This is a genomic window from Roseburia porci (genome assembly GCF_009695765.1).
Classification (GTDB): domain Bacteria; phylum Bacillota; class Clostridia; order Lachnospirales; family Lachnospiraceae; genus Roseburia; species Roseburia porci.
Map to the genome: position 1 here is coordinate 1 of NZ_VUNI01000026.1, position 20,265 is coordinate 20,265.

Sequence of the window (20,265 nt, forward strand, 5' to 3'; positions counted from 1 at the left end):
CAGCAGTTCTTTTTCGTGCTGTCAAGGGTGGCGGACGTCTGCCACAACCTCTAATATCTACAATTTTCAAGGTTCATCTGAGCCTAATTTTTTAACTCAGTTTTTTCATATCTTATTTGACACTACCCTTTTTACTGGAACCAGATCACATTTTTGATCTGATTTTTGCACGCATATGAGTTATAATCTTCCTTCGTTCTGGAAGGATCTTTCATGAGCATTTCTACTTTCTGTCCATCTTTTCGAAGCTGCGTTGCTTTTGCAACAGCTTCTTTGAATTTCTCAGCCTCATAAACAATAAGCTGCGAATCATTCGGCACCGCAATCTCGATCTTTTGTCTGGATAATGCAGACATCAGCTGATCAACCACAATCGCAAATCCAATGGACGGAGCTGCTTTGCCAAAATACTCAAGAAGCTTATCGTATCTTCCGCCTTTTACAATCGGCTCACCGGTTCCAAATGTATATGCATAGAATATAATTCCTGTATAATAATGATAATTACTGATAATTCCAAGTTCATAAGATATATACTTATCAATTCCATAAACCTTAAGAAATTCATCAAGTTCTTCCAGTTTCACAATTGCCTCTAAGATATCCGGGTAAGCGTTCGCATATTTCTTAGCTTCTTTGATCTCTTCGATCTTCAGATCAAAATTGCCAAGCATATAAAAAAGCTTTCTTAAATTCTCTTCCAGATCCATTGTATCCACAAATTCTTCTACTCCAAAGAAATTCTTATTGGATATCAGAGAACGAAGTTCTGCCTCTTCCTCTTCCTGTAATCCGGCTGCTTTGACAAGACCTCCAAAAAACTGTGCATGTCCGATTGAAATCTGAAACTCAGAAAGTCCTGCTGTTTTAAGCGAATCCACCACCATTGCAAGAATCTCTGCATCTGCTGCTGTAGAGCCGTCTCCAATCAGCTCTGCACCTGACTGTGTGATTTCCTTTAATCTTCCCTGATAACTGTTTGAATTGGTAAACGTATTGCCTATATAGCAAAGTTTCACCGGCATCTGTTCGTCCATATAGTATTTTGCAGCACTTCTTGCAATCGAAGGCGTAAAATCCGGACGAAGCACCAGAGTATTTCCCTCTTTATCAAAGAATTTATATAAATCCCTGGATGGCGTTGTTCCAATCTGGCTGCTGAAGATATTAAAAAATTCAAAGGTAGGTGTCTGAATATCCTGATACCCATACTTTAAAAGTACCTGATGAAGTTTATCCTGCAAGATTAATTTCTTTTTGCATTCTCCATTATAAATATCTCTGACACCATCCGGTGTATGTAATAATTGTTCTTTCATAAACCAAACCTCTCACAGCTTTAATGTAGTAAAGTGGTAATATGCTACCACGTGAAACATTGTCATTATATTGGAAAACCCATAAAATGTCAATCCCTCGTATTGAGATCTTTTTGCATACAATTCAGGTACGGAACAAGTACACCTGGAACCTTTGGCAGGAAATATTCCGGATCAAGTTCTTCATACCGAAAGCTCTTTCTTCCACCCTCTGCAGCCCTTTCCCAGAAGCGCAGCAGATCCTGGAATCTCAGATAATAAAATTCATTTTTGTGTGTATAGGAAATCAAAATAAAAGAGATGCCATTCTGTTCTTCAAAATGGCGCATGAATTCAACCTGATGCTCATGAATATTGGCAAGCGGAAAAGTATCCGTATTGCATTCCTTTGCATCAAAACAGACGGGGATTCCCTGAACAACCCCGATATAATCGACTGTACTTTTCTGATCAAAATAGGCAAGCGTAATGTGCCTGCTGTCTTTATCAATATTGATCGGTGTAATCGGAGTCGGAATCTTCTGGATCAGCGCGAGATTATTTTCCAGATATTTTTCATTTGTTCGATTGAGGAGGTCTTCAAGTGTAGAACCTCTCAGACCTCGCGAATTCCATGTTGCCATTGGACTCCTTTCAGACCTCTGTAATCTTTGTAAAGATATGCGGAGGATCAACTGACACAATCTTTCCATCCGGAAATTCCAGACGATAAGCATGAAGCAGTTGATATTTTACATGATATTGTTTTTCATATTTCTTATTAATCGACGGATCACCGTATTTCATATCACCAATGATCGGATGACCGATAGAAGAAAGATGAGCACGGATCTGATGTGTACGCCCCGTGATCAGATGAATCTCAAGTAACGTCCATCCATCTCCCTGTTTTACCGGAGTATACGCAGTCTCAATGTAGACACTGTCGTCATTCGACTGTGCAACACCCCTGACCTTGTTCGTGCGCTCGTCCTTGATCAGATATCCCTTTAAAGATGCCGGTTTTTCAATTGTCCCACTCACAATACAACGATAATATTTCCGGACTTCACGTGTCCTTAACATTTCAGACATCTCCTGAAGACCGGACATGGATTTTCCTGCGATCAGAAGCCCCGTTGTATTACGGTCTAACCGGTTACATACCGAAGGACGAAAAGTCCTGAATTCCTCAAAGCTTAAAGCTCCCCTTTGAATCAGATATCCCAGCATATATTCATTTGCAGAAACATCCTCCGGCTTTGCCTTCTGGGACAGCATGTTATACGGCTTGTTCAGGATTAAGATGTCTTCATCTTCATAAACAACCGGAAGCTTCTTATCATCCAATTTCTGAAGTGCTTCATATTCTTTCTGAAGTGCTTCAGAATCCTGGGAGAACTTAAGGAATGTCTCATCACTGAAGTAAAGGCAGACCCTGTCCTGTTCCTTTAACTTTTCATTTCCGGAAGCTTTCTTACCGTTCAGCGTGATATTTTTCTTTCGAAGCATTTTGTAAAGAAAGCTGCTTCCTGCATTTGGCAGCAGCTTCTTTAAATATTTATCAAACCTTTGTCCGCTTTCGTTTGCGGTTAAAATAAATTCTTTCATCGTTTCTTTTTATGAACATTCCGGATCGTCTTTTTCTTTCCTCTGGATTTTACTTCCTTCGGATTCTTCGTCCGGTCACCTGGCTTTCCTTTATGATATGATGTTTCTTCATGTTTCGGTCTTCTTGGACGTATCAGACATTTTTTGTCAAATCCAATCAGATCCGTCCTTCCTGCTTTGACAAGTGCTTCATGAACCAGATCATAATTTTTCGGATTACGATACTGGATGAGTGCACGCTGCATTGCCTTTTCATGCGGATTGATTGCAACATATACCGGCTTCATTGTTCTTGGATCAAGTCCTGTATAATACATACAGGTAGATATCGTAGAAGGCGTTGGATAAAAATCCTGCACCTGTTCCGGCATATAGCCAAGGTCACGCAGAAACTCGGCAAGTTCAATGGCTTCTTTTAAAGTAGAACCCGGATGTGAAGACATCAGATATGGAACAAGATACTGCTCTTTATTCAGCTTTTTATTCATATCTTTGTATGCCTTGACAAACTGGTTGTATACTTCCACACTTGGCTTTCCAAGCTTTTCTAATACTGCGTTGGAAATATGTTCCGGAGCAACCTTAAGCTGACCACTGACATGATATTCACAGAGCTCTCTTAAAAAAGTGCGGTCCTTGTCATACATCAGATAATCAAAACGGATTCCGGAACGGATAAATACTTTTTTCACCTTCGGAAGTGCTCTTAATTCTCTTAACAGCTTCAGATAATCCGAATGATCGACCTCGAGGTTCTTACACGGTGTCGGGAAAAGACACTGTCTGGTTGGACATGCCCCCTTTGTCAGTTGTTTTTTGCAGGCCGGCGCTCGAAAGTTTGCAGTAGGTCCCCCAACATCATGGATATAACCTTTAAAGTCCGGTTCTTCAATAAGCTGCTTTGCCTCTTCGATAATAGACTCATGGCTTCTCGTCTGAATGATTCTTCCCTGATGGAATGTAAGCGCACAGAAATTGCAGCCACCGTAGCAGCCACGATTGCTCACAAGTGAGAATTTAATCTCACGGATTGCAGGTACACCACCATCTTTCTCGTATGACGGATGATAATTTCTCATATATGGAAGTGCATAAATGGCATCCATTTCTGTCTGGGATAACGGTTTTGCCGGTGGATTCTGTACTACATAGGTAGTCCCGCCGTATGGTTCAAACAATCGTTTTCCGGAAAACGGATCTGTATTGCAATACTGCGTATAAAAGCTTTTTGCATATACCGTCTTATCCGTTTTAATCTCATCCCAATCAGGAAGTTCAATTGCATCATATATGATATCGCGGTCTTTCGTTTTAAACACCGTGCCATCAATAAATGTAATATCCTTTACATTCATACCGGCATTTAATGCATCCGCAATCTCAATAATGCTCCGTTCTCCCATCCCATAAGAGATCAGGTCTGCCCCTGAATCCAGCAGAATAGAACGCTTTAATTTATTGGACCAGTAATCATAATGCGCCAGTCTCCGGAGGCTGGCTTCAATTCCGCCAATGATGATCGGAGTATGTTTATACGTATGCCGGATCAGATTACAATATACAACCGTGGCATAATCCGGTCTTTTTCCCATGACACCGCCTGGTGTAAATGAATCTTTCTCTCTTCTTTTTTTGGAAACCGAATAATGATTGACCATGGAATCCATATTTCCCGCAGAGACCATAAAACCAAGCCTTGGTTCGCCAAGAATGGAAATGGATGCGTCATCCTTCCAGTCCGGCTGTGAAATAATTCCCACAGAATATCCATGTGCTTCCAGCAGACGCGTAATAATTGCATGCCCGAATGATGGATGATCCACATACGCATCTCCACATACATATACAAAATCCAGTTGTTCGATTCCCCTGTCTGTCATATCCTGACGGGAAATCGGCAGATAACCTTCGTACATTCTACTCTCCTTTATTTGGAAGATGAAATAAGTTCCACTTCCGTTTCGGTTAATTTTCGATATTCTCCCTTAGGAAGCTGTCCAAGTGCCAACCCTCCCATAGAGATTCGTTTCAGATAAACTACTTTTCTTCCAATTGCCTGAAACATACGCTTCACCTGATGATAACGTCCCTCGTAAATTGTAACTTCCGCAGCATATTTCGCTGCACTGCTGTCACCCGGCTCCATTGTCTGACGGATCACAAGCTCCGCCGGAAGGGTCGGCGTATCATCGCCGATATCGATCCCTTTATCAAAAAGTTCTACTGCCGATGCCGGAACTGGTCCATCCGTTTCTACATAATAGGTTTTCGGCACGTGATGTGCCGGACTGATCAGATGATGTGCAAGCGCTCCATCATTTGTAACAAGTAAAAAACCTTCCGTATCAATATCCAGCCGGCCAACCGGAGAATATCCGGCAAATGTTCTGGCATCAAAATAATCCATCACCGTCTTATGCATGGAATCCTTTGTTGCAGTCACACAGCCTGCCGGCTTGTGAAACAGATAATAACCATATTTCTCATATACAACAGGCATTTTATTTACAACGACCTGATCTTTTAACTCATCCAGTTTCATCTCAGGCCGGACATCCGTGCTTCCGTTCACTTCTACTTTGCCGGCACGGATCAGTTTTTTCACTTCCGATCTGGTTCCGATTGCACAGTCGGTAAGATATTTATCCAAGCGAATCATACCATCTCCTATTTTGCTCGTTTTAAATATTCAACGATCAGTTTCCACATTCTTTCTGTCGAAGAAATACTCAGACGTTCCTTTGGTGTATGGATATCATAATTCATCGGCCCGAAAGATACACAATCCAGATTTGGAATCTTTTCTGAAAACAGACCACATTCCAATCCTGCATGAATTGCCTCAAAAATTGCTTCTTTTCCAAATAATTCACGATATATTTCTGCGATCGTATCTCTCATTTTTGAATTTGGCTGATACTCCCATGCCGGATAATCGCCTTCGATTGTTACTTCTCCACCAAGCATTTCAACAAGCTGTGTCACCTGATCTTTCAAATCGTCTTTTCTTGTTGAAACAGAGCTTCTGACCGATGTTACAGTCTCAAACACATCGTCTTTGAGATTCAGAATTCCGAGGTTTAATGAAGTCTCGACCAGTCCAGGCATCATCATACTCATATGCTGTACACCATTTGGTACTGTACGAAGATAGAAGATCACTTTGTGAACTGAAGTATAATCCAGCATTTTTGTTTCACATACTCCTTCTTTTTTGCAGAGTACTTCTACCTTTGCATCTGACACACAAAATTCATTCTTGAAAGTCTGATCCAGTGTCTCAGCCACCTGCATGACTGCATCTGCACTTTCCTCCGGCAAAAGTATTTCACAGTTACACTCTCTTGGAATTGCATTATCTTTTAAACCGCCATCCATGGAAATGATTCCAAAAGGCGTAATATCCATGATCTGTTTTAAAAATCTTCCCATTAAAATATTGGCATTTCCATGCTCTTTATGGATCTCACTTCCGGAATGCCCTCCCTCAAGTCCAGTCACTGTCAGTAACATCTTAAGACCACTCTGCGTCACTCTTTTCACAGGGATCTCTGTGATCATGCTCATTCCGCCTGCACAGCTTGTAAGGAAATGTCCCTCTTCATCACTGTCCAGATTTAACATGGTATGACCTTTTAACATAGACAGATCGATATCGATTGCACCGAGCATACCGATTTCCTCATCAACCGTAATGACAACTTCCAGACGTGGATGTGCAAGTTCGTCAGAATCCAGTATTGCGAGTGCATATGCAACAGCGATTCCGTCGTCTCCACCAAGTGTGGTGTCCTTTGCTTTTACAAAATCACCATCCACATACAATCTGAGTCCTTCTTTTTCAAAATCAATATCACAGCCCTTTTCCTTCTCGCAGACCATATCCATATGTCCCTGAATGATTACCGGCTCTGCATTTTCATATCCTTTTGATGCCTCTTTTATGATGATCACGTTATTCAGTTCATCCTGGTAATAAGTCAGGCCATGTGCCTTTGCAAAATCTACCAGATAATCGCTGATCTGTTTTGTATTTCTTGAGCCATGTGGAATACTACAGATTTCCTCAAAATAATGAAATACCTTTTTCGGCTCTAAATTCTCTAATACGTTCATAGTGTCCTCCTTTAAGTCATAGATTATATTATGAAAAAAATCATATATATCATGCTCATAGTGATTGTAATTATATACCTTTTATCCAGTCCTGCAAGTGCCTGTGACGCCACACGCGCCGGACTCCTTTTATGGTTTAACCAGGTGCTTCCTGCGCTTTTTCCATTTACCGTAATTTCCGCCATCCTTCTGCAGTCCGATCTTCTGGAATGGCTGGATAACTGGTTATCCCAAAAACATTTTTTCTTTTCATCCACGGAATTATTTATATTCTTCTGTGGTTTTCTGTTTGGTTTTCCTATTGGAAGCAAGCTTTCTTCCGATTGTTTTAAAAACGGACTTTTATCTCAAAAACAGGCACAGATCCTGTGCTGCTGTACCAATAATCTGAGCCCTGCATTTATTCTCGGATACGTTCTTGTTCAGAAATTTCATGGTGAATTTTCAGCTTTATTCACCCTTCTTATTCTATATATTCCATCATTTCTGACTGGTATTATTCTTCTGATCCCTAACAGGCCCTCCGCACAAAATCACAAAAAAACGGCATCAAGATTCCAATTAGATATGCAAATCATTGACGCCGGTATCATAAGCGGATTTGAAACGCTCATAAAGTTATGTGGTTATATCGTATTATTTTCGATTCTGGGCAGCATCCTGCAAAAATACCCAGGCAGACCACCTATGCCACTTTATATTCTGACAACAGGACTTGAAGTGACAAACGGAATTGCTATGCTCGCAGATTCTGTTTTACCAGAAAACATAATCTATGTACTTGCAATCAGCATATTGTCCTGGGGCGGACTGTCCGGAATCGCTCAAGCACATTCCATGCTTGCGCCAGCCGGATTGTCCATTTCCAGATATCTCTGTCTGAAGCTGTTTTGTTCCGCAATTTCCGTCTTACTGGCAATCTGTTATTGCAGATTACTGTTCTGAGTCTTCTGCGATCTCTTCCAATGCCTGTGGTTCTTCTGTTCCCTGCGTATCCTCAACATGCTCAGGCTGTTGTTCCTCTGCCTCTTCCTCAGACTGGAACAATTCAGCACGGTTTCTCGATACAACATCCAGATACTCCTGAAGTGAACCAATCAAATGCTCATACCGCGCTTTCGATGTATCGATCGAATGAGTCAGAATATCTTCGATTCCTTTCAACTGTTCATCGGTGTAAGATACCGCACCCATACGGATTCCATTTGCTTCATTCGTTGCATTATCAAGGATCTCCTGCGCCTGCTTTGTAGCAATCATTACAACCTCATTTGCCTGTGCATATGCCTGTTGCATAATCTGATGCTCACTTACTAATTCATTAGTCTGAATCTGTGCCTGTGCAATGATCTGATCTGCCTTGGCCTGTGCATCCGCAAGAATTGCTTCTTTATTGCTGATGATCTTCTGGTATCTTTTAATCTCTTCCGGAGTCTTGGAACGAAGCTCTGCAAGTAATTCTTCCAGTTCTTCCTTATTTACAATAATATTTGTGCTGGAAAAGGTTGCATATTTACATCCTTCGATAAAATCTTCGATATCTTCAATGCCCTGCTCTATTCTACTGCTCATTCGAACTTCTCCTTTATATGTCATTTAATATTGTATTTTGCATAAATTCTGTCAATGAACTGTTCCGGTACAAATTTGGATATATCGCCTCCATAAGAAGCAAACTCTTTCACAATAGTTGAACTGAGATAAGAATACTTCAAATTGGTCGTCAGAAAAATCGTTTCAATTCCCGGCTCCTGGACATGATTCGTCTGCGCAATCTGAAGCTCATACTCAAAATCTGTCACAGCTCTTAAACCTCTGACTATAATCGTAGCACCGATCTCACGCATATGATCTACCAACAGTCCATTAAAGGAAGTAACCGTTACATTCGGATAATCCTTCGTCATCTCTTTTATCATACTAACACGTTCTTCTAAAGAAAACAATGAGTTTTTTGCACTGTTATTGAGCACTCCGACTACCAGTTCATCTACAATTGATGCCGATCTTTCGATCATATCAAGATGTCCGAAAGTAAGTGGATCAAAACTTCCCGGATAAATTGCTTTTTTCATTTATTCCTCCCTGCTCTTTGTAAGAAATACATGAGCATTTGTTTTGTATTTTTTATATTTTATCATCTGATATCCAAGTTCGTCCAGATAATCAAACGAAGTGTCCAAAGATGCCTCGACAATAATCAGCGTATCTTCCTTTAATATGGTTGAAGTTTTTAATGCCGTAAGCACTTCTTTCTCCAGTTCTTTCTTATAAGGCGGATCCATAAAAATAACATCAAACCGGTATTTTCCATCCAGCGACCGGATTGCGGATACAGCATCCATATTTAAAAACCTGCACTGTTTATCAAACTTCGTGAAATGAATATTATCTTCTATGCATTGTGCCGCTTTTCTACTGTTATCTGCAAACACTGCATATTCAGCTCCTCGGCTGACAGCTTCTAACCCCATCTGTCCACTTCCGGCAAACAGATCCAGGAAATAGCATCCCGGAATCTCATTCTGGATCATATTGAATAATGTTTCTTTAATCCGGTCCGTCGTTGGTCTTGTTTCCATACCATCTACCGTTTTTAAAGGAAGACTTCTTGCTGTTCCTGCAATGATTCTCATTTTATTACCTCCTCGATTCCTGCGATCAGAAACCGGATTGCCTCCTCCGTCGCCTGATTCCGGATTTCTTTTCTTGATCCCTGAAATATCTTTTTCTCAGAGAAAATATGTCCGCATACCACGCATCCGAAGCACACGCATCCAACCGGTATCTCTTCGGTTCCGCCTCCCGGTCCTGCAACACCCGTTGTCGCAATTGCACAGTCTGCATGTACTCTTTTTGCAGCACCTGAGGCCATTTCCTGTGCTGTTTCCACACTGACTACATTGTAAACTTTTATTGTGTCGGGGTTAACATTCAGCAATTCTGCTTTTGCATTTTCCGAATAGGTCACAAATCCGGCGTGAAAATATTCTGAAACTCCCGGAATATCTACGATTGCTGCCGCAACCATTCCTCCGGTGCAGCTCTCCGCAGTTGTTACCTTCAAATCATTTTCGGTTAACAATTGCATCAAGCGCTCTTCTAATCTGTTCAGTTCCATTTACTTCTGTTCCTTTAAGACATCCTTATTCTTTGCGATATAATCGATCAGTGAAATAATCGTAAGTGCCAGTGCTATGTATGTCAGAATTGTTCCGAGTACAGTAAAGAACTGATTTGGGATATTCAGAATCAATACAATCACCATAAGCATCTGGAAAGTTGTTTTAAACTTGCCCCAGTAACTTGCTGCGATAACAATTCCGTTATCGGATGCAATCAGCCGGAAACCACTGATGATAAATTCACGTGCGATAATGATGATTACAATCCATGCTGCAAGCTGTCCTGTCGAAATCAGACAGATCATTGCTGAACATACAAGAAGCTTGTCTGCAAGCGGATCCATAAATTTTCCGAAATTCGTCACAAGATTATACTTTCTTGCAATCTTTCCATCCAGCATATCTGTCAGGCTTGCCACGATAAAAATTGCAACGGCGATGTAATTTCCATAGCCTTCGAAATAAGGTGCAAGCAGGAAAAATACAAAAAATGGAATCAGGATTACTCGGAATAACGTTAATTTGTTTGGTAAATTCATACTATCTCTCCTATCAAATCATATTCATAAGCTCCAACAACACGGACTTTCACAATATCTCCGGTCATCAGTTCTTCTTCTGTGTTAATAAATATATAACCATCTATACCAGGCGCATCGCGATAAGTTCTTCCCACATAGGCATTCTCATCGGCAACTTTTCCCTCAATAAATGCATACAGTTCTCTGCCCTTCATCGACTCGTTTTTGTCAAAGATTACTTCTTCCTGTAATTCCATAACATCCGCCTGCCAGTCAAGTTTCTTTTCCTCATCAACCTGATCTTCAAATTCAGCAGCAGGAGTGCCTTCTTCCGGCGAATACGGGAATGCACCAAGCCGATCAAACTCCATATCGTTGATAAACTGCATCAGTTCCTCATGCATTTCATCTGTCTCTCCCGGGAATCCGCAGATCAGGGTTGTTCTTAATGTGATATCCGGAATGCGTTCACGAAGTTTTGCTACGATGTCCATGATATCCTGTTTGTTTGTTCTGCGTCCCATGCGTTTTAGGATCTTATCATTGCAGTGCTGGATTGGCATATCCAGATAATGACATACTTTTTTATTGCGGCACATTTCTTCAATCAGTTCATCATAAATCTCTTCCGGATAACAGTACATAATGCGAATCCAGAAAAGGCCATCGATCTTGCCAAGTTCTGCAAGAAGTTTATGCAGAGATTTCTCCCCATAAAGATCCACTCCGTAAAGTGTTGTTTCCTGTGCCACAAGAATCAGTTCCTTTACTCCGGAATCCACAAGATCTTTTGCCTGTTCTACCAGTGTCTCCATCGGAACACTCCGGTAACGTCCCCGGATCGATGGAATTACACAATAGGTACAGTTCTTATTGCACCCTTCCGCAATCTTCAGATGAGCATAATGCCCTCCGGTTGTTAAAAGACGTTTGTTACTCAGCTTCGGAAGTCCGGTAAGCGTACCGAGATTCTCATATTTCTTATGATGATCCAGTACTTCTCTTACAGCTTCAACAATAGAATCATAGGAATTGGTTCCAAGTATTGCATCCACTTCCGGAATCTCTTCCATGATTTCTTCCTTATAACGCTGTGCCAGACATCCTGTAACAATCAATGCTTTACAACTGCCACTCTTTCTGTATTCTGCCATTTCCAGAATATTATTTATACTTTCCTCTTTTGCATCATTGATAAAGCAGCAGCTATTGATAATAATGACATCTGCTTCTGTTTCATCATTCGTAAGCTCAATCCCGTCTTTGGTAAGCATACCAATCATGAACTCCGAATCAACAAGATTTTTATCACAACCTAATGATATAAATAATAATTTCATAAACCTCACACTTGCAAAAAGGGATGACAACAAATTTCGTCATCCCTTTTTCTTTCTATCTAATGTTTCTGATTAATTCTGGTCTTCGTCCTCGGTAAGGATCTTAACCTTTCCCTGGTATAACTCATCAACCGCAATGGATAATGGTTTCGGGCATTTTGGATTACTTACGAGTGGCTCTGCACCGTCAATGATCTGGCGGGCACGTTTTGCAGCTGCAAGTACGATGGAATAACGGCTGTTTACTACCGGTTCTTCCCCGATTTCTACGTCATTGTTTACTACTTTCATTAATTCTACATACGATGGATGTATCATATTCATTCTCCTTTCGAAAAGCTTAACAGCTCATTTCTCATATTTTTAATAAAATCTATATTAGCGGATACCCGGTCACCGGAATTCTCTTCTGAACGCTGACTGCATTCATTCTCAAGAATGCTGTGTACATGGTCGACACAGCGCTCCAGATCATCGTTTATCACTAAATAATCATAATTTTCAATTCCCAGAGATTCCTCATAGGCCCTGCTTAATCTGGCTTCAATCACATCTTGTGTCTCTGTTCCTCTGCCAACCAGACGGTTTTTCAGTTCTTCTGCACTTGGTGCAGTCACAAAAAGCAGTCTTGTATCCGGAAATTTATTTTTAACTTTGAGTGCTCCCTGGATCTCTATCTCCAGTATAACACTTTTTCCAGCTTCCAGCTGTTTTTCTACAAAATCACGTGGCGTTCCGTAATAATTGTCGACATACTTTGCATATTCGATCAGCTTTTCTTCCGAAATCATCGTTTCAAACTGTTCTTTGGAAACGAAAAAATAGTCCTTTCCATCAACTTCACCCGGTCTCGGTGCACGCGTGGTAGCTGAAACAGACAATCCATAACTTTCCCCGTATCTGCTCATCAGATTTTTCATAATAGTGCCTTTACCGGCACCGGAAAATCCGGAAACAACAACGAGAATTCCTTTCTTTGCCAAACTCATTATTTCACCTCTTGCTTACTACTCTTCCTGTTCAAATCTTCCAGCCAGCGTTTCCGGCTGTAATGCGGAAAGAATCAGTTTATCATTCATTGTAAAAATTATGCTTTTCGTCTTCCTGCCCTGTGTTGCATCAATCAGCATATGGCTCTCTTTCGCCTGCTGGATATAACGCTTGGCAGGAGCCGAATCCGGCGAAATGATCGATACGATCTTATCCGTCGAAACCATATTTCCAAATCCAATATTAATCAGTTTTCCCATGATTCTTCCTATTCAATATTCTGTATCTGCTCACGGACTTTTTCAATATCCGTCTTTAAGTCAATACCGGTATCTGAGATTTCAAGATTGTTAGCCTTCGAAAGGATTGTATTCGCCTCCCGGTTCATTTCCTGCGCAATAAAGTCGAGCTTGCGGCCAACACTTCCGCCATTCACAAGTGTTTCCTTTGCTGTCTCAATGTGACTTCTTAAGCGTACGGTCTCCTCGTCCACACAGATCTTGTCAGCATAAATTGTAACTTCCGTTGCAATTCTTGCATCATCAATCTGTCTGTCTCCAAGAAGTTCTTTTACTTTCTCTTCCAGCCTGCTCCGGTATTCTTTTAAAATCTCCGGTGAACGCTCCTCGATAAAGTCTACATAAGAAAGCATATTGGTCAGTTTATCTACCAGGTCATTCTTCAGGTGTTCACCCTCCTTGATCCTGCTTGCAACAAACTGCTCGCATGCCATGCGTACTGCCTTCTCCAGACCACTCCAGAGCTCCTTTTCATCCGGTGCCTGTTCTTCCATAACAAATACGTCCGGATACTTGGAAAGAGTACTGACCCGAATGTCATTATCCAGATGGAATTCCTCTGCCATCTGATTCAGATACTTCAGATATTCAGCAGCAAGCCCGGCATTATACTGCAGGGAAAAATTGTCTTCCGTATAATCTTCATATGTGATATAGACATCAACCTTGCCTCGTTCGATATATTCTTTCAAAAGGGTACGGATTGTACTCTCAAAGAAATTCAGTTTCTTCGGCATCTTGATGTTTACATCCAGATATCTGTGATTGACCGATTTGATCTCAACGGTAAACTTGCGTTTTTCATCTGCAAATTCGGCCCTTCCAAATCCTGTCATGCTTTTAATCATGATTGTTCCTTCTTTCTGTATCATGCATGTCTTATTCTCCATCTGCATGCATAGATATTAGTATTATAATGCCAAACAACCTGTACGTCAAATAATTCCAAATGTTTTTTCTAATTCACTGGATTTTTTTCAGATATCCTTTATAATACTATGTATTATCAGGAGGATATTATAATGGCACTAGACGGAATCGTTATTTCGAATTTAGTATATGAATTAAACCAGACAATTTTAAACGCAAAAATCAGCAAAATCGCACAGCCGGAAAACGATGAGCTTCTACTCACCTGCAAAGGCTCAAATGGACAGTACCGCCTTGCAATGTCTGCAAGTGCTTCTCTTCCATTTGTCTATCTCACCAGCGAAAACAAGCCCAGTCCCATGACCGCACCGACTTTCTGCATGGTTCTGCGAAAACATATCGCAAACGGAAGAATTACCCGTATTTATCAACCCCATATGGAACGTATCATCCATTTTGAGATCGAACATCTGAATGAAATGGGTGATCTCTGCAAGAAATCCCTAATCATCGAGCTGATGGGAAAACATTCCAACATCATTTTCTGCAAAGACGACGGAACGATCATCGACAGTATCAAACACGTTTCCAGCATGATGAGTTCTCTTCGTGAAGTTCTTCCAGGGAAAATGTATTTTATTCCATCCACACAGGATCAGAAACACAATCCACTTATGGTATCCAGAGAAGAAGTGCTTTCTATTATAAAAAACAAGCCTCTCTCCTTAACCAAAGCAATCTATTCTTCTTTCACCGGAATCAGCCCTCTGATTGCCAGTGAAATTGCACACCGTGCCGGTGTGGACGGAGATCAGCCAACCGCTGCTTTTTCTGAGGATGAACTTCTCCATGTTGCCAACCATTTCTGCTGGTTCATGGATGAGATCAAAAACGAGCAGTATCATCCTGCCATCATCCGCAAAGGACGGGAACCGATTGAATTTTCTGCAGTAAAGCTGACGCAGTATCAGGATTATGACTGCAAAGAATATGATTCCATCTCCTCGGTTCTTGAAATGTATTATTCGGAGAAAAATGTCTACACAAGAATCCGTCAGAAGTCTGTCGATTTAAGAAGAATCGTAACAACAGCATTAGAACGTAACCAGAAGAAATTCCAGTTGCAGCAGAAACAGTTAAAAGATACCGACAAACGCGAAAAATACAAAGTTTACGGCGAGCTCATCAATGCATATGGATATCAGCTTGAGGAAGGCAGCAAAGAACTTGTAGCTCCAAATTATTATGATAATGACAAGCTTATAAAAATACCGCTCGATCCGGCACTGACTCCGCTGGAAAATTCCAAGAAATATTTTGACCGCTACGGGAAGTTGAAACGTACTTACGAAGCCCTGACAGAACTGATCCAGGAAACCCAAAACGAGATTCTGCATCTGGAATCGATCCAAAACTCCCTGGATATTGCCCTCTCTTCCGATGATCTTGTACAGATCAAAGAGGAGCTTATCGAATATGGCTACATCAAGAAAAACCGTAACGCCCAAAAAACAAAGATCAAAAGTAAACCGTTCCACTACATATCTTCTGACGGATACGATATCTATGTTGGAAAGAACAATTACCAGAATGATGAACTGACCTTTAAATTTGCAACCGGAAACGACTGGTGGTTTCATGCAAAAGGCATGCCTGGCTCACATGTGATCGTAAAATCCAAAAACGAAGAACTCCCAGACCGTGTATTTGAAGAAGCCGGAAAACTTGCAGCCTTTTATTCCAAAGGAAGAGATGCTGATAAAGTCGAAGTGGATTATCTGCAAAAGAAAAATGTCAAAAAACCAAATGGCAGTGCACCGGGATTTGTCGTTTATTATACGAATTATTCCCTTACAATTCATCCAGACATCAGTGAATTGAAGCTTATGGAATCCTGATTGTTTCTTCCATTTTTTCGTTTGTTTCACTTTTTCTTCCTGTATAGATACAAAATATCTGCGCAGAATAACACTGTAACGACAAGTTACTAATATATCAGGTAACGAAGTTACATCACGCAAAGATAAATATTCAATATACGTCAGGAGGAAAGAAAAATGTCAAACAAAAGTTCAAACCGAGCAGCCGTTCCAGAAGCAAAAGGAGCATTAGACCGTTTTAAGTATGAAGTTGCGAATGAGATTGGTGTTCCTCTGAAAGATGGTTACAACGGTGACCTTACCTCAAAACAGAATGGTTCTGTCGGAGGCTATATGGTTAAGAAAATGATCGAAGCACAGGAAAAACAGATGTCCGGAAAATAAACCGGGCGAGAAAAGCCAGCTGCAAATGCGCAGCTGGCTTTTCCTGTCTCTGTAATCCAGTTTTATAAATTCATTTTTTTGATCTGTTCATCCATAAAATGTTGCATTCTTACCTGCAGGACATGATGCTCTTCCCATTCCAGATCCGGATCTTTTGCAAGGATCTCCCCTACAGCAGCAGAGGCTTTTTCCAGCACCTCGGCATCCTGGTAGATATCTGCAAGCTGAAATGCCAGATCCCCACTTTGGCGGATGCCAAAAAAGTCTCCCGGTCCACGCAGCTTTAAGTCTTCACTGGCAATATAAAATCCGTCATTTGATCTGTTTAAGATCTCCAGACGTTTTTTTGCCGTTTTCCCCCTGGAACCATTTATCATAATACAATAAGACTGTGCATCTCCTCGTCCTACTCTTCCACGCAGCTGATGTAGCTGTGCCAGTCCGAAACGATCCGCATTCTCGATCATCATCACTGTCGCATTCGGAACATTTACCCCAACCTCAATAACCGTTGTCGAAACCAGTATCTGGATTTCATTTCTGGAAAATGCCTCCATGATCTGATTTTTCTGCTCTGGTTTCATCTTGCCGTGCAGCATGGCAATCTTAACATCTGCCGGGAATTGTGACTCCAGCATTTTACTGTAATCCGTTACATTTTCCCCTTCGGAATTCTCACTCTCTTCTACAAGAGGACAGATAATATAGGCCTGATGCCCTTCCTTTATCTGTTTTAGGATAAATTCATATGCCTTTGGACGATAGGAAGTGTCCACCACACAGTTTTTGATTGGAAGCCGGTGCGCAGGCACCTCATCAATCACAGAAATGTCCATATCGCCATAAAGAATAATTGCAAGTGTTCTTGGAATCGGAGTTGCCGACATAACAAGAATATGAGGATGACTTCCCTTATTGGAAAATGTATCCCTCTGCTTTACTCCAAAACGATGCTGTTCATCTGTAATTACAAGTCCAAGATTCGAATATACCGCCTTATCCTGTATCAGTGCATGTGTTCCAATGATCATCGCATTCGGATGTTCCAGTATTCTGGCATAAGCCTCCCGCTTCTCTTTCGCCTTTAAGGAACCTGTTAGCAGTATCACTGGTATATCCAGTCCAAATTGCTGGCACAATTTGGTATATGTCGCATAATGCTGAACTGCAAGCACCTCCGTCGGTGCCATAATTGCAGACTGATACCCACTGTGCGAAGCCTCTGCCATCATTAAAAATGCAACAATTGTCTTTCCCGATCCAACATCTCCCTGAATCAGCCGCTGCATCGCATATGGGGAAACCGCATCTTTGTGAATCTGCGCAATTGTCTTTTGCTGTGCCCCAGTCAGTTCATATGGAAGCTGTTTCATCAGTTCAAGCGCAAACCCGTCATCCCGGAACGGATAATTATTTTTTTCTTTCTGCTGCCTCTCTTTCTGATACTGCATTCCCATAATAAACAGGAAAAACTCGTCAAACACAAGACGTCTTCTCGCTTCGATCAGCTGCTCCATTTCATCTGGAAAATGAATTTTCTGCAAAGCATAATTATATTCACAGAGGTTATATTCTGTTTTTAATTTTGCCGGAAGATAATCCTGCAGCAGTATTTCTGACTTTAGCACTGCCATTATGGTTTTCGACATCAGATTGTTGGAGATTCCGGAAGTCAGGGAATACACCGGAAGCAGCTGCTGTTCTTTTTCTTTGTACTTTTCCAGTTCGTATATTTCCGGCTGTTCCATCGCATATTGTCTGTTTTTTTGGGTGATTTTTCCATAAAAAACATACCATTTGCCCGGAACAAGTGTATTTTTGATATAAGGCATCCGATACCAGATGAACTGAAGCCGCTTTTCCTCTGACTCAAGTTCCAGCAGTGTGACTGGCATTCTCCCGGAATTACGTACAAGTGGCGTCCTTTGTACCTGTGCAAGCACGGCCATCATTTCTCCCTCATTCAGTTCTGCTTTCTGAAATTCTTCCGCCGCAGGGTATTTTATATAATTTCTGGGAAAATGAAGGAGTATATCACCAACGGTGTATACTCCCATTTTTCCGAACAATTCTTTTGTTTTACTGCCAACGCCTTTTATCTCTGTTATGGCTGAATGAATGTCCATAGATGCTCCTGTTTATTCTACTGAAATAACATAGTAGTAAATTGGCTGTCCACCGTCGTTGATCTCTACTTCAACATCCGGATATTTCTCTTCAATGGCTGCGCCAAGTGCTTCTGCAGCAGCTTCTTCGGCATCGCTTCCATAGTAAATGCTTACGATTGCTGAATCCTCGTCCATCATGGCATCCACCATTTCAAGAGTCGTCTCTTTCAGATCTTTTCCAACAGACAGGATGGATTTATCTCCGATTCCCATATAATCATCCTGTTTGATCTCTTTTCCATCGATCTCGGTATCACGCACCGCATAGGTAACCTGTCCGGTCTTTACAAGTGCAATCTCTTCCAGCATGCTTTCTTTATTCTCTTCTGCCGTATGATCCGGAATAAAGTTCACAAGCGCAGTGATTCCCTGTGGGATCGTCTTTGTAGGAATTACAATGATCTCTTTATCTTCCACAAGACTTGCCGCCTGATTGGCTGCCATCACAATATTCTTGTTATTTGGAAGAATGAAAATATGTTCTGCATTTACATGCTCGATTGCATTTAACATATCTTCGGTACTTGGATTCATTGTCTGGCCACCTTCAATAATGTAATCAGCACCCAGGCCACGGAAGATCTCATTCATTCCCTCACCGATCGATACGGAGATAAATCCCATATCCTTTTTCGGCTGTTCCTCTACCGCTTCTTCCTGCTCTGCAGTCTCTTCTTTCTGCTGTGTAGCTACTTTCTCTGCGTCTTTGATCAGTTTTTCCTGATGTTCTTCACGCATATTATCGATCTTGATCTTGCTTAATGATCCATGTTTTAATGCCTCCTGGATTGCAAGTCCCGGGTCATTGGTATGTACATGGGTCTTAACAATCTCATCGTCCGCTACAACAACAATGGAATCCCCGATAGATTCCAAAAATGCCTTGTAATCTCTTTCTTCTTTATCAGAAAGAGGTCTGTTCAAAACAATGATAAATTCTGTACAGTAACCAAATTTGATTTCTGCTTCTGTCTGTGCAGAGATTTTAACTACTCCGGAACCGGTAGAAGCATCCTCGATTGTATAATCAATCTCTTTTCCGGTCAGAGAATCAAATGCTCCTTTTAACACCTGCATAAGGCCCTGTCCACCGGAATCCACAACACCTGCCTGTTTTAAGACAGGGAGCATATCCGGTGTTCTGCTGAGCACGATATCCGCCTCTTTAATCACCTCATCGCAGAAATATACAAGATCGTCTGTCTCTTCTGCAAGCTCTAACGCTTTATTTGCAGCACCTTTTGCAACCGTAAGAATCGTTCCCTCTTTTGGTTTCATAACTGCTTTATAAGCTGTCTCAACTGCTTTCTGAACTGCTTCACATAAAACATTTACATCAATCTCATCGTATTCTGCAATCACCTTGCAAAATCCTCTGAACAACTGTGAAAGAATTACACCGGAGTTACCCCTTGCTCCACGAAGAGAACCAGATGAAATTGCTTTTGCGAGTGTTTTCATGGTAGGATCTGCCAGCCCACTTACCTCTTTTGCTGCTGACATGATCGTCATTGACATATTTGTACCGGTATCTCCGTCAGGAACCGGGAATACATTAAGCTCATTGATCCATTCTTTCTTCGCATCTAAATTCTTAGCTCCGGCAAGGAACATCTTTGCTAAAACTTCTGCATTAATACTTGTGATTTCCAATTTATTAGTC

Annotated in this window: 21 protein-coding genes; 3 read left to right on the top strand and 18 right to left on the bottom strand. The window is 41.2% G+C overall.

All coding sequences use genetic code 11. From position 1 onward, the window contains the following. Positions 1-131 precede the first annotated feature (131 nt). The 6 genes from hisZ to FYJ75_RS12440 form a co-directional block, all read right to left on the bottom strand. Positions 132-1,319: an ATP phosphoribosyltransferase regulatory subunit gene (gene hisZ / locus FYJ75_RS12415; RefSeq protein WP_154430742.1), complete on the bottom strand. Its 1,188-nt coding sequence runs from the start codon at positions 1,317-1,319 to the stop codon at positions 132-134. Between the two features lie 89 nt (positions 1,320-1,408). Further along, entirely contained in the window at positions 1,409-1,942 is a 534-nt protein-coding gene (locus tag FYJ75_RS12420; protein WP_154430743.1) for a Holliday junction resolvase RecU, read from the bottom strand. A 10-nt stretch (positions 1,943-1,952) separates the two neighbouring features. Then, positions 1,953-2,909, bottom strand: a complete 957-nt coding sequence (locus FYJ75_RS12425; RefSeq protein ID WP_154430744.1) for an RluA family pseudouridine synthase — start codon at positions 2,907-2,909, stop codon at positions 1,953-1,955. Then, positions 2,906-4,825, bottom strand: coding sequence for a YgiQ family radical SAM protein (locus FYJ75_RS12430; protein ID WP_154430745.1), 1,920 nt, complete (start codon positions 4,823-4,825; stop codon positions 2,906-2,908). The genes FYJ75_RS12425 and FYJ75_RS12430 overlap by 4 nt, the downstream gene beginning before the upstream one ends. Before the next feature lie 11 nt (positions 4,826-4,836). Beyond that, a complete protein-coding gene (locus tag FYJ75_RS12435; RefSeq protein ID WP_154430746.1) occupies positions 4,837-5,568 on the bottom strand; it encodes a pseudouridine synthase in 732 nt (243 codons plus the stop codon). An 8-nt stretch (positions 5,569-5,576) separates the two neighbouring features. Beyond that, the gene (locus FYJ75_RS12440) at positions 5,577-7,025 is read right to left on the bottom strand and encodes an aminoacyl-histidine dipeptidase (RefSeq protein ID WP_154430747.1); all 1,449 of its coding nucleotides are present in this window, start codon (positions 7,023-7,025) and stop codon (positions 5,577-5,579) included. A 30-nt stretch (positions 7,026-7,055) separates the two neighbouring features. Here FYJ75_RS12440 and FYJ75_RS12445 point away from each other — a divergent pair, with 30 nt between their 5' ends. After that, a complete protein-coding gene (locus FYJ75_RS12445) occupies positions 7,056-7,970 on the top strand; it encodes a hypothetical protein (protein ID WP_154430748.1) in 915 nt (304 codons plus the stop codon). On the opposite strand, the gene FYJ75_RS12450 is transcribed toward FYJ75_RS12445, so the two are convergent. The 10 genes from FYJ75_RS12450 to FYJ75_RS12495 form a co-directional block, all read right to left on the bottom strand. Further along, positions 7,959-8,597 carry an ATPase gene (locus FYJ75_RS12450; RefSeq protein WP_154430749.1) on the bottom strand — a complete coding sequence of 213 codons (639 nt, stop codon included), beginning with the start codon at positions 8,595-8,597 and terminating at the stop codon, positions 7,959-7,961. The two genes, FYJ75_RS12445 and FYJ75_RS12450, sit on opposite strands and share 12 nt — an antisense overlap. A 20-nt stretch (positions 8,598-8,617) precedes the next feature. Then, on the bottom strand, positions 8,618-9,100 hold the full coding sequence (gene coaD / locus FYJ75_RS12455; RefSeq protein WP_154430750.1) for a pantetheine-phosphate adenylyltransferase: 483 nt from the start codon (positions 9,098-9,100) through the stop codon (positions 8,618-8,620). Continuing rightward, on the bottom strand, positions 9,101-9,661 hold the full coding sequence (rsmD, locus tag FYJ75_RS12460) for a 16S rRNA (guanine(966)-N(2))-methyltransferase RsmD (RefSeq protein ID WP_154430751.1): 561 nt from the start codon (positions 9,659-9,661) through the stop codon (positions 9,101-9,103). Continuing rightward, positions 9,658-10,146 carry a CinA family protein gene (locus FYJ75_RS12465; RefSeq protein ID WP_154430752.1) on the bottom strand — a complete coding sequence of 163 codons (489 nt, stop codon included), beginning with the start codon at positions 10,144-10,146 and terminating at the stop codon, positions 9,658-9,660. The genes rsmD and FYJ75_RS12465 overlap by 4 nt, the downstream gene beginning before the upstream one ends. Further along, positions 10,147-10,689: a CDP-diacylglycerol--glycerol-3-phosphate 3-phosphatidyltransferase gene (pgsA, locus tag FYJ75_RS12470; protein ID WP_154430753.1), complete on the bottom strand. Its 543-nt coding sequence runs from the start codon at positions 10,687-10,689 to the stop codon at positions 10,147-10,149. Continuing rightward, entirely contained in the window at positions 10,686-12,011 is a 1,326-nt protein-coding gene (gene rimO / locus FYJ75_RS12475) for a 30S ribosomal protein S12 methylthiotransferase RimO (protein WP_154430754.1), read from the bottom strand. The genes pgsA and rimO overlap by 4 nt, the downstream gene beginning before the upstream one ends. A 72-nt stretch (positions 12,012-12,083) precedes the next feature. Continuing rightward, positions 12,084-12,329: a DNA-directed RNA polymerase subunit omega gene (gene rpoZ / locus FYJ75_RS12480; RefSeq protein ID WP_154430755.1), complete on the bottom strand. Its 246-nt coding sequence runs from the start codon at positions 12,327-12,329 to the stop codon at positions 12,084-12,086. A gap of 2 nt (positions 12,330-12,331) precedes the next feature. Continuing rightward, positions 12,332-12,994 (bottom strand): guanylate kinase, encoded by a 663-nt coding sequence (gene gmk, locus FYJ75_RS12485; protein ID WP_154430780.1) that lies wholly within the window; start codon positions 12,992-12,994, stop codon positions 12,332-12,334. A gap of 24 nt (positions 12,995-13,018) precedes the next feature. After that, positions 13,019-13,261 carry a DUF370 domain-containing protein gene (locus tag FYJ75_RS12490; protein ID WP_154430756.1) on the bottom strand — a complete coding sequence of 81 codons (243 nt, stop codon included), beginning with the start codon at positions 13,259-13,261 and terminating at the stop codon, positions 13,019-13,021. A gap of 8 nt (positions 13,262-13,269) precedes the next feature. Beyond that, on the bottom strand, positions 13,270-14,148 hold the full coding sequence (locus tag FYJ75_RS12495) for a YicC/YloC family endoribonuclease (protein WP_154430781.1): 879 nt from the start codon (positions 14,146-14,148) through the stop codon (positions 13,270-13,272). 174 nt (positions 14,149-14,322) lie between these two features. Here FYJ75_RS12495 and FYJ75_RS12500 point away from each other — a divergent pair, with 174 nt between their 5' ends. Beyond that, a complete protein-coding gene (locus tag FYJ75_RS12500) occupies positions 14,323-16,068 on the top strand; it encodes an Rqc2 family fibronectin-binding protein (protein ID WP_154430757.1) in 1,746 nt (581 codons plus the stop codon). 159 nt (positions 16,069-16,227) lie between these two features. After that, complete coding sequence (locus tag FYJ75_RS12505; protein ID WP_154430758.1) at positions 16,228-16,434, top strand: alpha/beta-type small acid-soluble spore protein; 207 nt, start codon at positions 16,228-16,230, stop codon at positions 16,432-16,434. Positions 16,435-16,496: 62 nt separating this feature from the next. Here the strand turns inward: FYJ75_RS12505 and recG are convergent, their stop codons facing one another. Both recG and FYJ75_RS12515 read right to left on the bottom strand, forming a co-directional pair. Then, on the bottom strand, positions 16,497-18,560 hold the full coding sequence (recG, locus tag FYJ75_RS12510) for an ATP-dependent DNA helicase RecG (protein WP_154430759.1): 2,064 nt from the start codon (positions 18,558-18,560) through the stop codon (positions 16,497-16,499). Between the two features lie 12 nt (positions 18,561-18,572). Next, entirely contained in the window at positions 18,573-20,255 is a 1,683-nt protein-coding gene (locus tag FYJ75_RS12515; protein WP_154430760.1) for a DAK2 domain-containing protein, read from the bottom strand. Positions 20,256-20,265: the final 10 nt, after the last annotated feature.

Coding starts and splice junctions, on each gene's coding strand:
- FYJ75_RS12440 (WP_154430747.1), bottom strand. CDS start 7,025: ATGAACGTATTAGAGAATTTAGAGCCGAAAAAGGTATTTCATTATTTT.
- recG (WP_154430759.1), bottom strand. CDS start 18,560: ATGGACATTCATTCAGCCATAACAGAGATAAAAGGCGTTGGCAGTAAA.
- rsmD (WP_154430751.1), bottom strand. CDS start 9,661: ATGAGAATCATTGCAGGAACAGCAAGAAGTCTTCCTTTAAAAACGGTA.
- FYJ75_RS12430 (WP_154430745.1), bottom strand. CDS start 4,825: ATGTACGAAGGTTATCTGCCGATTTCCCGTCAGGATATGACAGACAGG.
- FYJ75_RS12500 (WP_154430757.1), top strand. CDS start 14,323: ATGGCACTAGACGGAATCGTTATTTCGAATTTAGTATATGAATTAAAC.
- FYJ75_RS12420 (WP_154430743.1), bottom strand. CDS start 1,942: ATGGCAACATGGAATTCGCGAGGTCTGAGAGGTTCTACACTTGAAGAC.
- rpoZ (WP_154430755.1), bottom strand. CDS start 12,329: ATGATACATCCATCGTATGTAGAATTAATGAAAGTAGTAAACAATGAC.
- FYJ75_RS12490 (WP_154430756.1), bottom strand. CDS start 13,261: ATGGGAAAACTGATTAATATTGGATTTGGAAATATGGTTTCGACGGAT.
- FYJ75_RS12465 (WP_154430752.1), bottom strand. CDS start 10,146: ATGGAACTGAACAGATTAGAAGAGCGCTTGATGCAATTGTTAACCGAA.
- FYJ75_RS12505 (WP_154430758.1), top strand. CDS start 16,228: ATGTCAAACAAAAGTTCAAACCGAGCAGCCGTTCCAGAAGCAAAAGGA.
- pgsA (WP_154430753.1), bottom strand. CDS start 10,689: ATGAATTTACCAAACAAATTAACGTTATTCCGAGTAATCCTGATTCCA.
- FYJ75_RS12425 (WP_154430744.1), bottom strand. CDS start 2,909: ATGAAAGAATTTATTTTAACCGCAAACGAAAGCGGACAAAGGTTTGAT.
- FYJ75_RS12450 (WP_154430749.1), bottom strand. CDS start 8,597: ATGAGCAGTAGAATAGAGCAGGGCATTGAAGATATCGAAGATTTTATC.
- hisZ (WP_154430742.1), bottom strand. CDS start 1,319: ATGAAAGAACAATTATTACATACACCGGATGGTGTCAGAGATATTTAT.
- FYJ75_RS12435 (WP_154430746.1), bottom strand. CDS start 5,568: ATGATTCGCTTGGATAAATATCTTACCGACTGTGCAATCGGAACCAGA.
- FYJ75_RS12445 (WP_154430748.1), top strand. CDS start 7,056: ATGAAAAAAATCATATATATCATGCTCATAGTGATTGTAATTATATAC.
- rimO (WP_154430754.1), bottom strand. CDS start 12,011: ATGAAATTATTATTTATATCATTAGGTTGTGATAAAAATCTTGTTGAT.
- FYJ75_RS12495 (WP_154430781.1), bottom strand. CDS start 14,148: ATGATTAAAAGCATGACAGGATTTGGAAGGGCCGAATTTGCAGATGAA.
- coaD (WP_154430750.1), bottom strand. CDS start 9,100: ATGAAAAAAGCAATTTATCCGGGAAGTTTTGATCCACTTACTTTCGGA.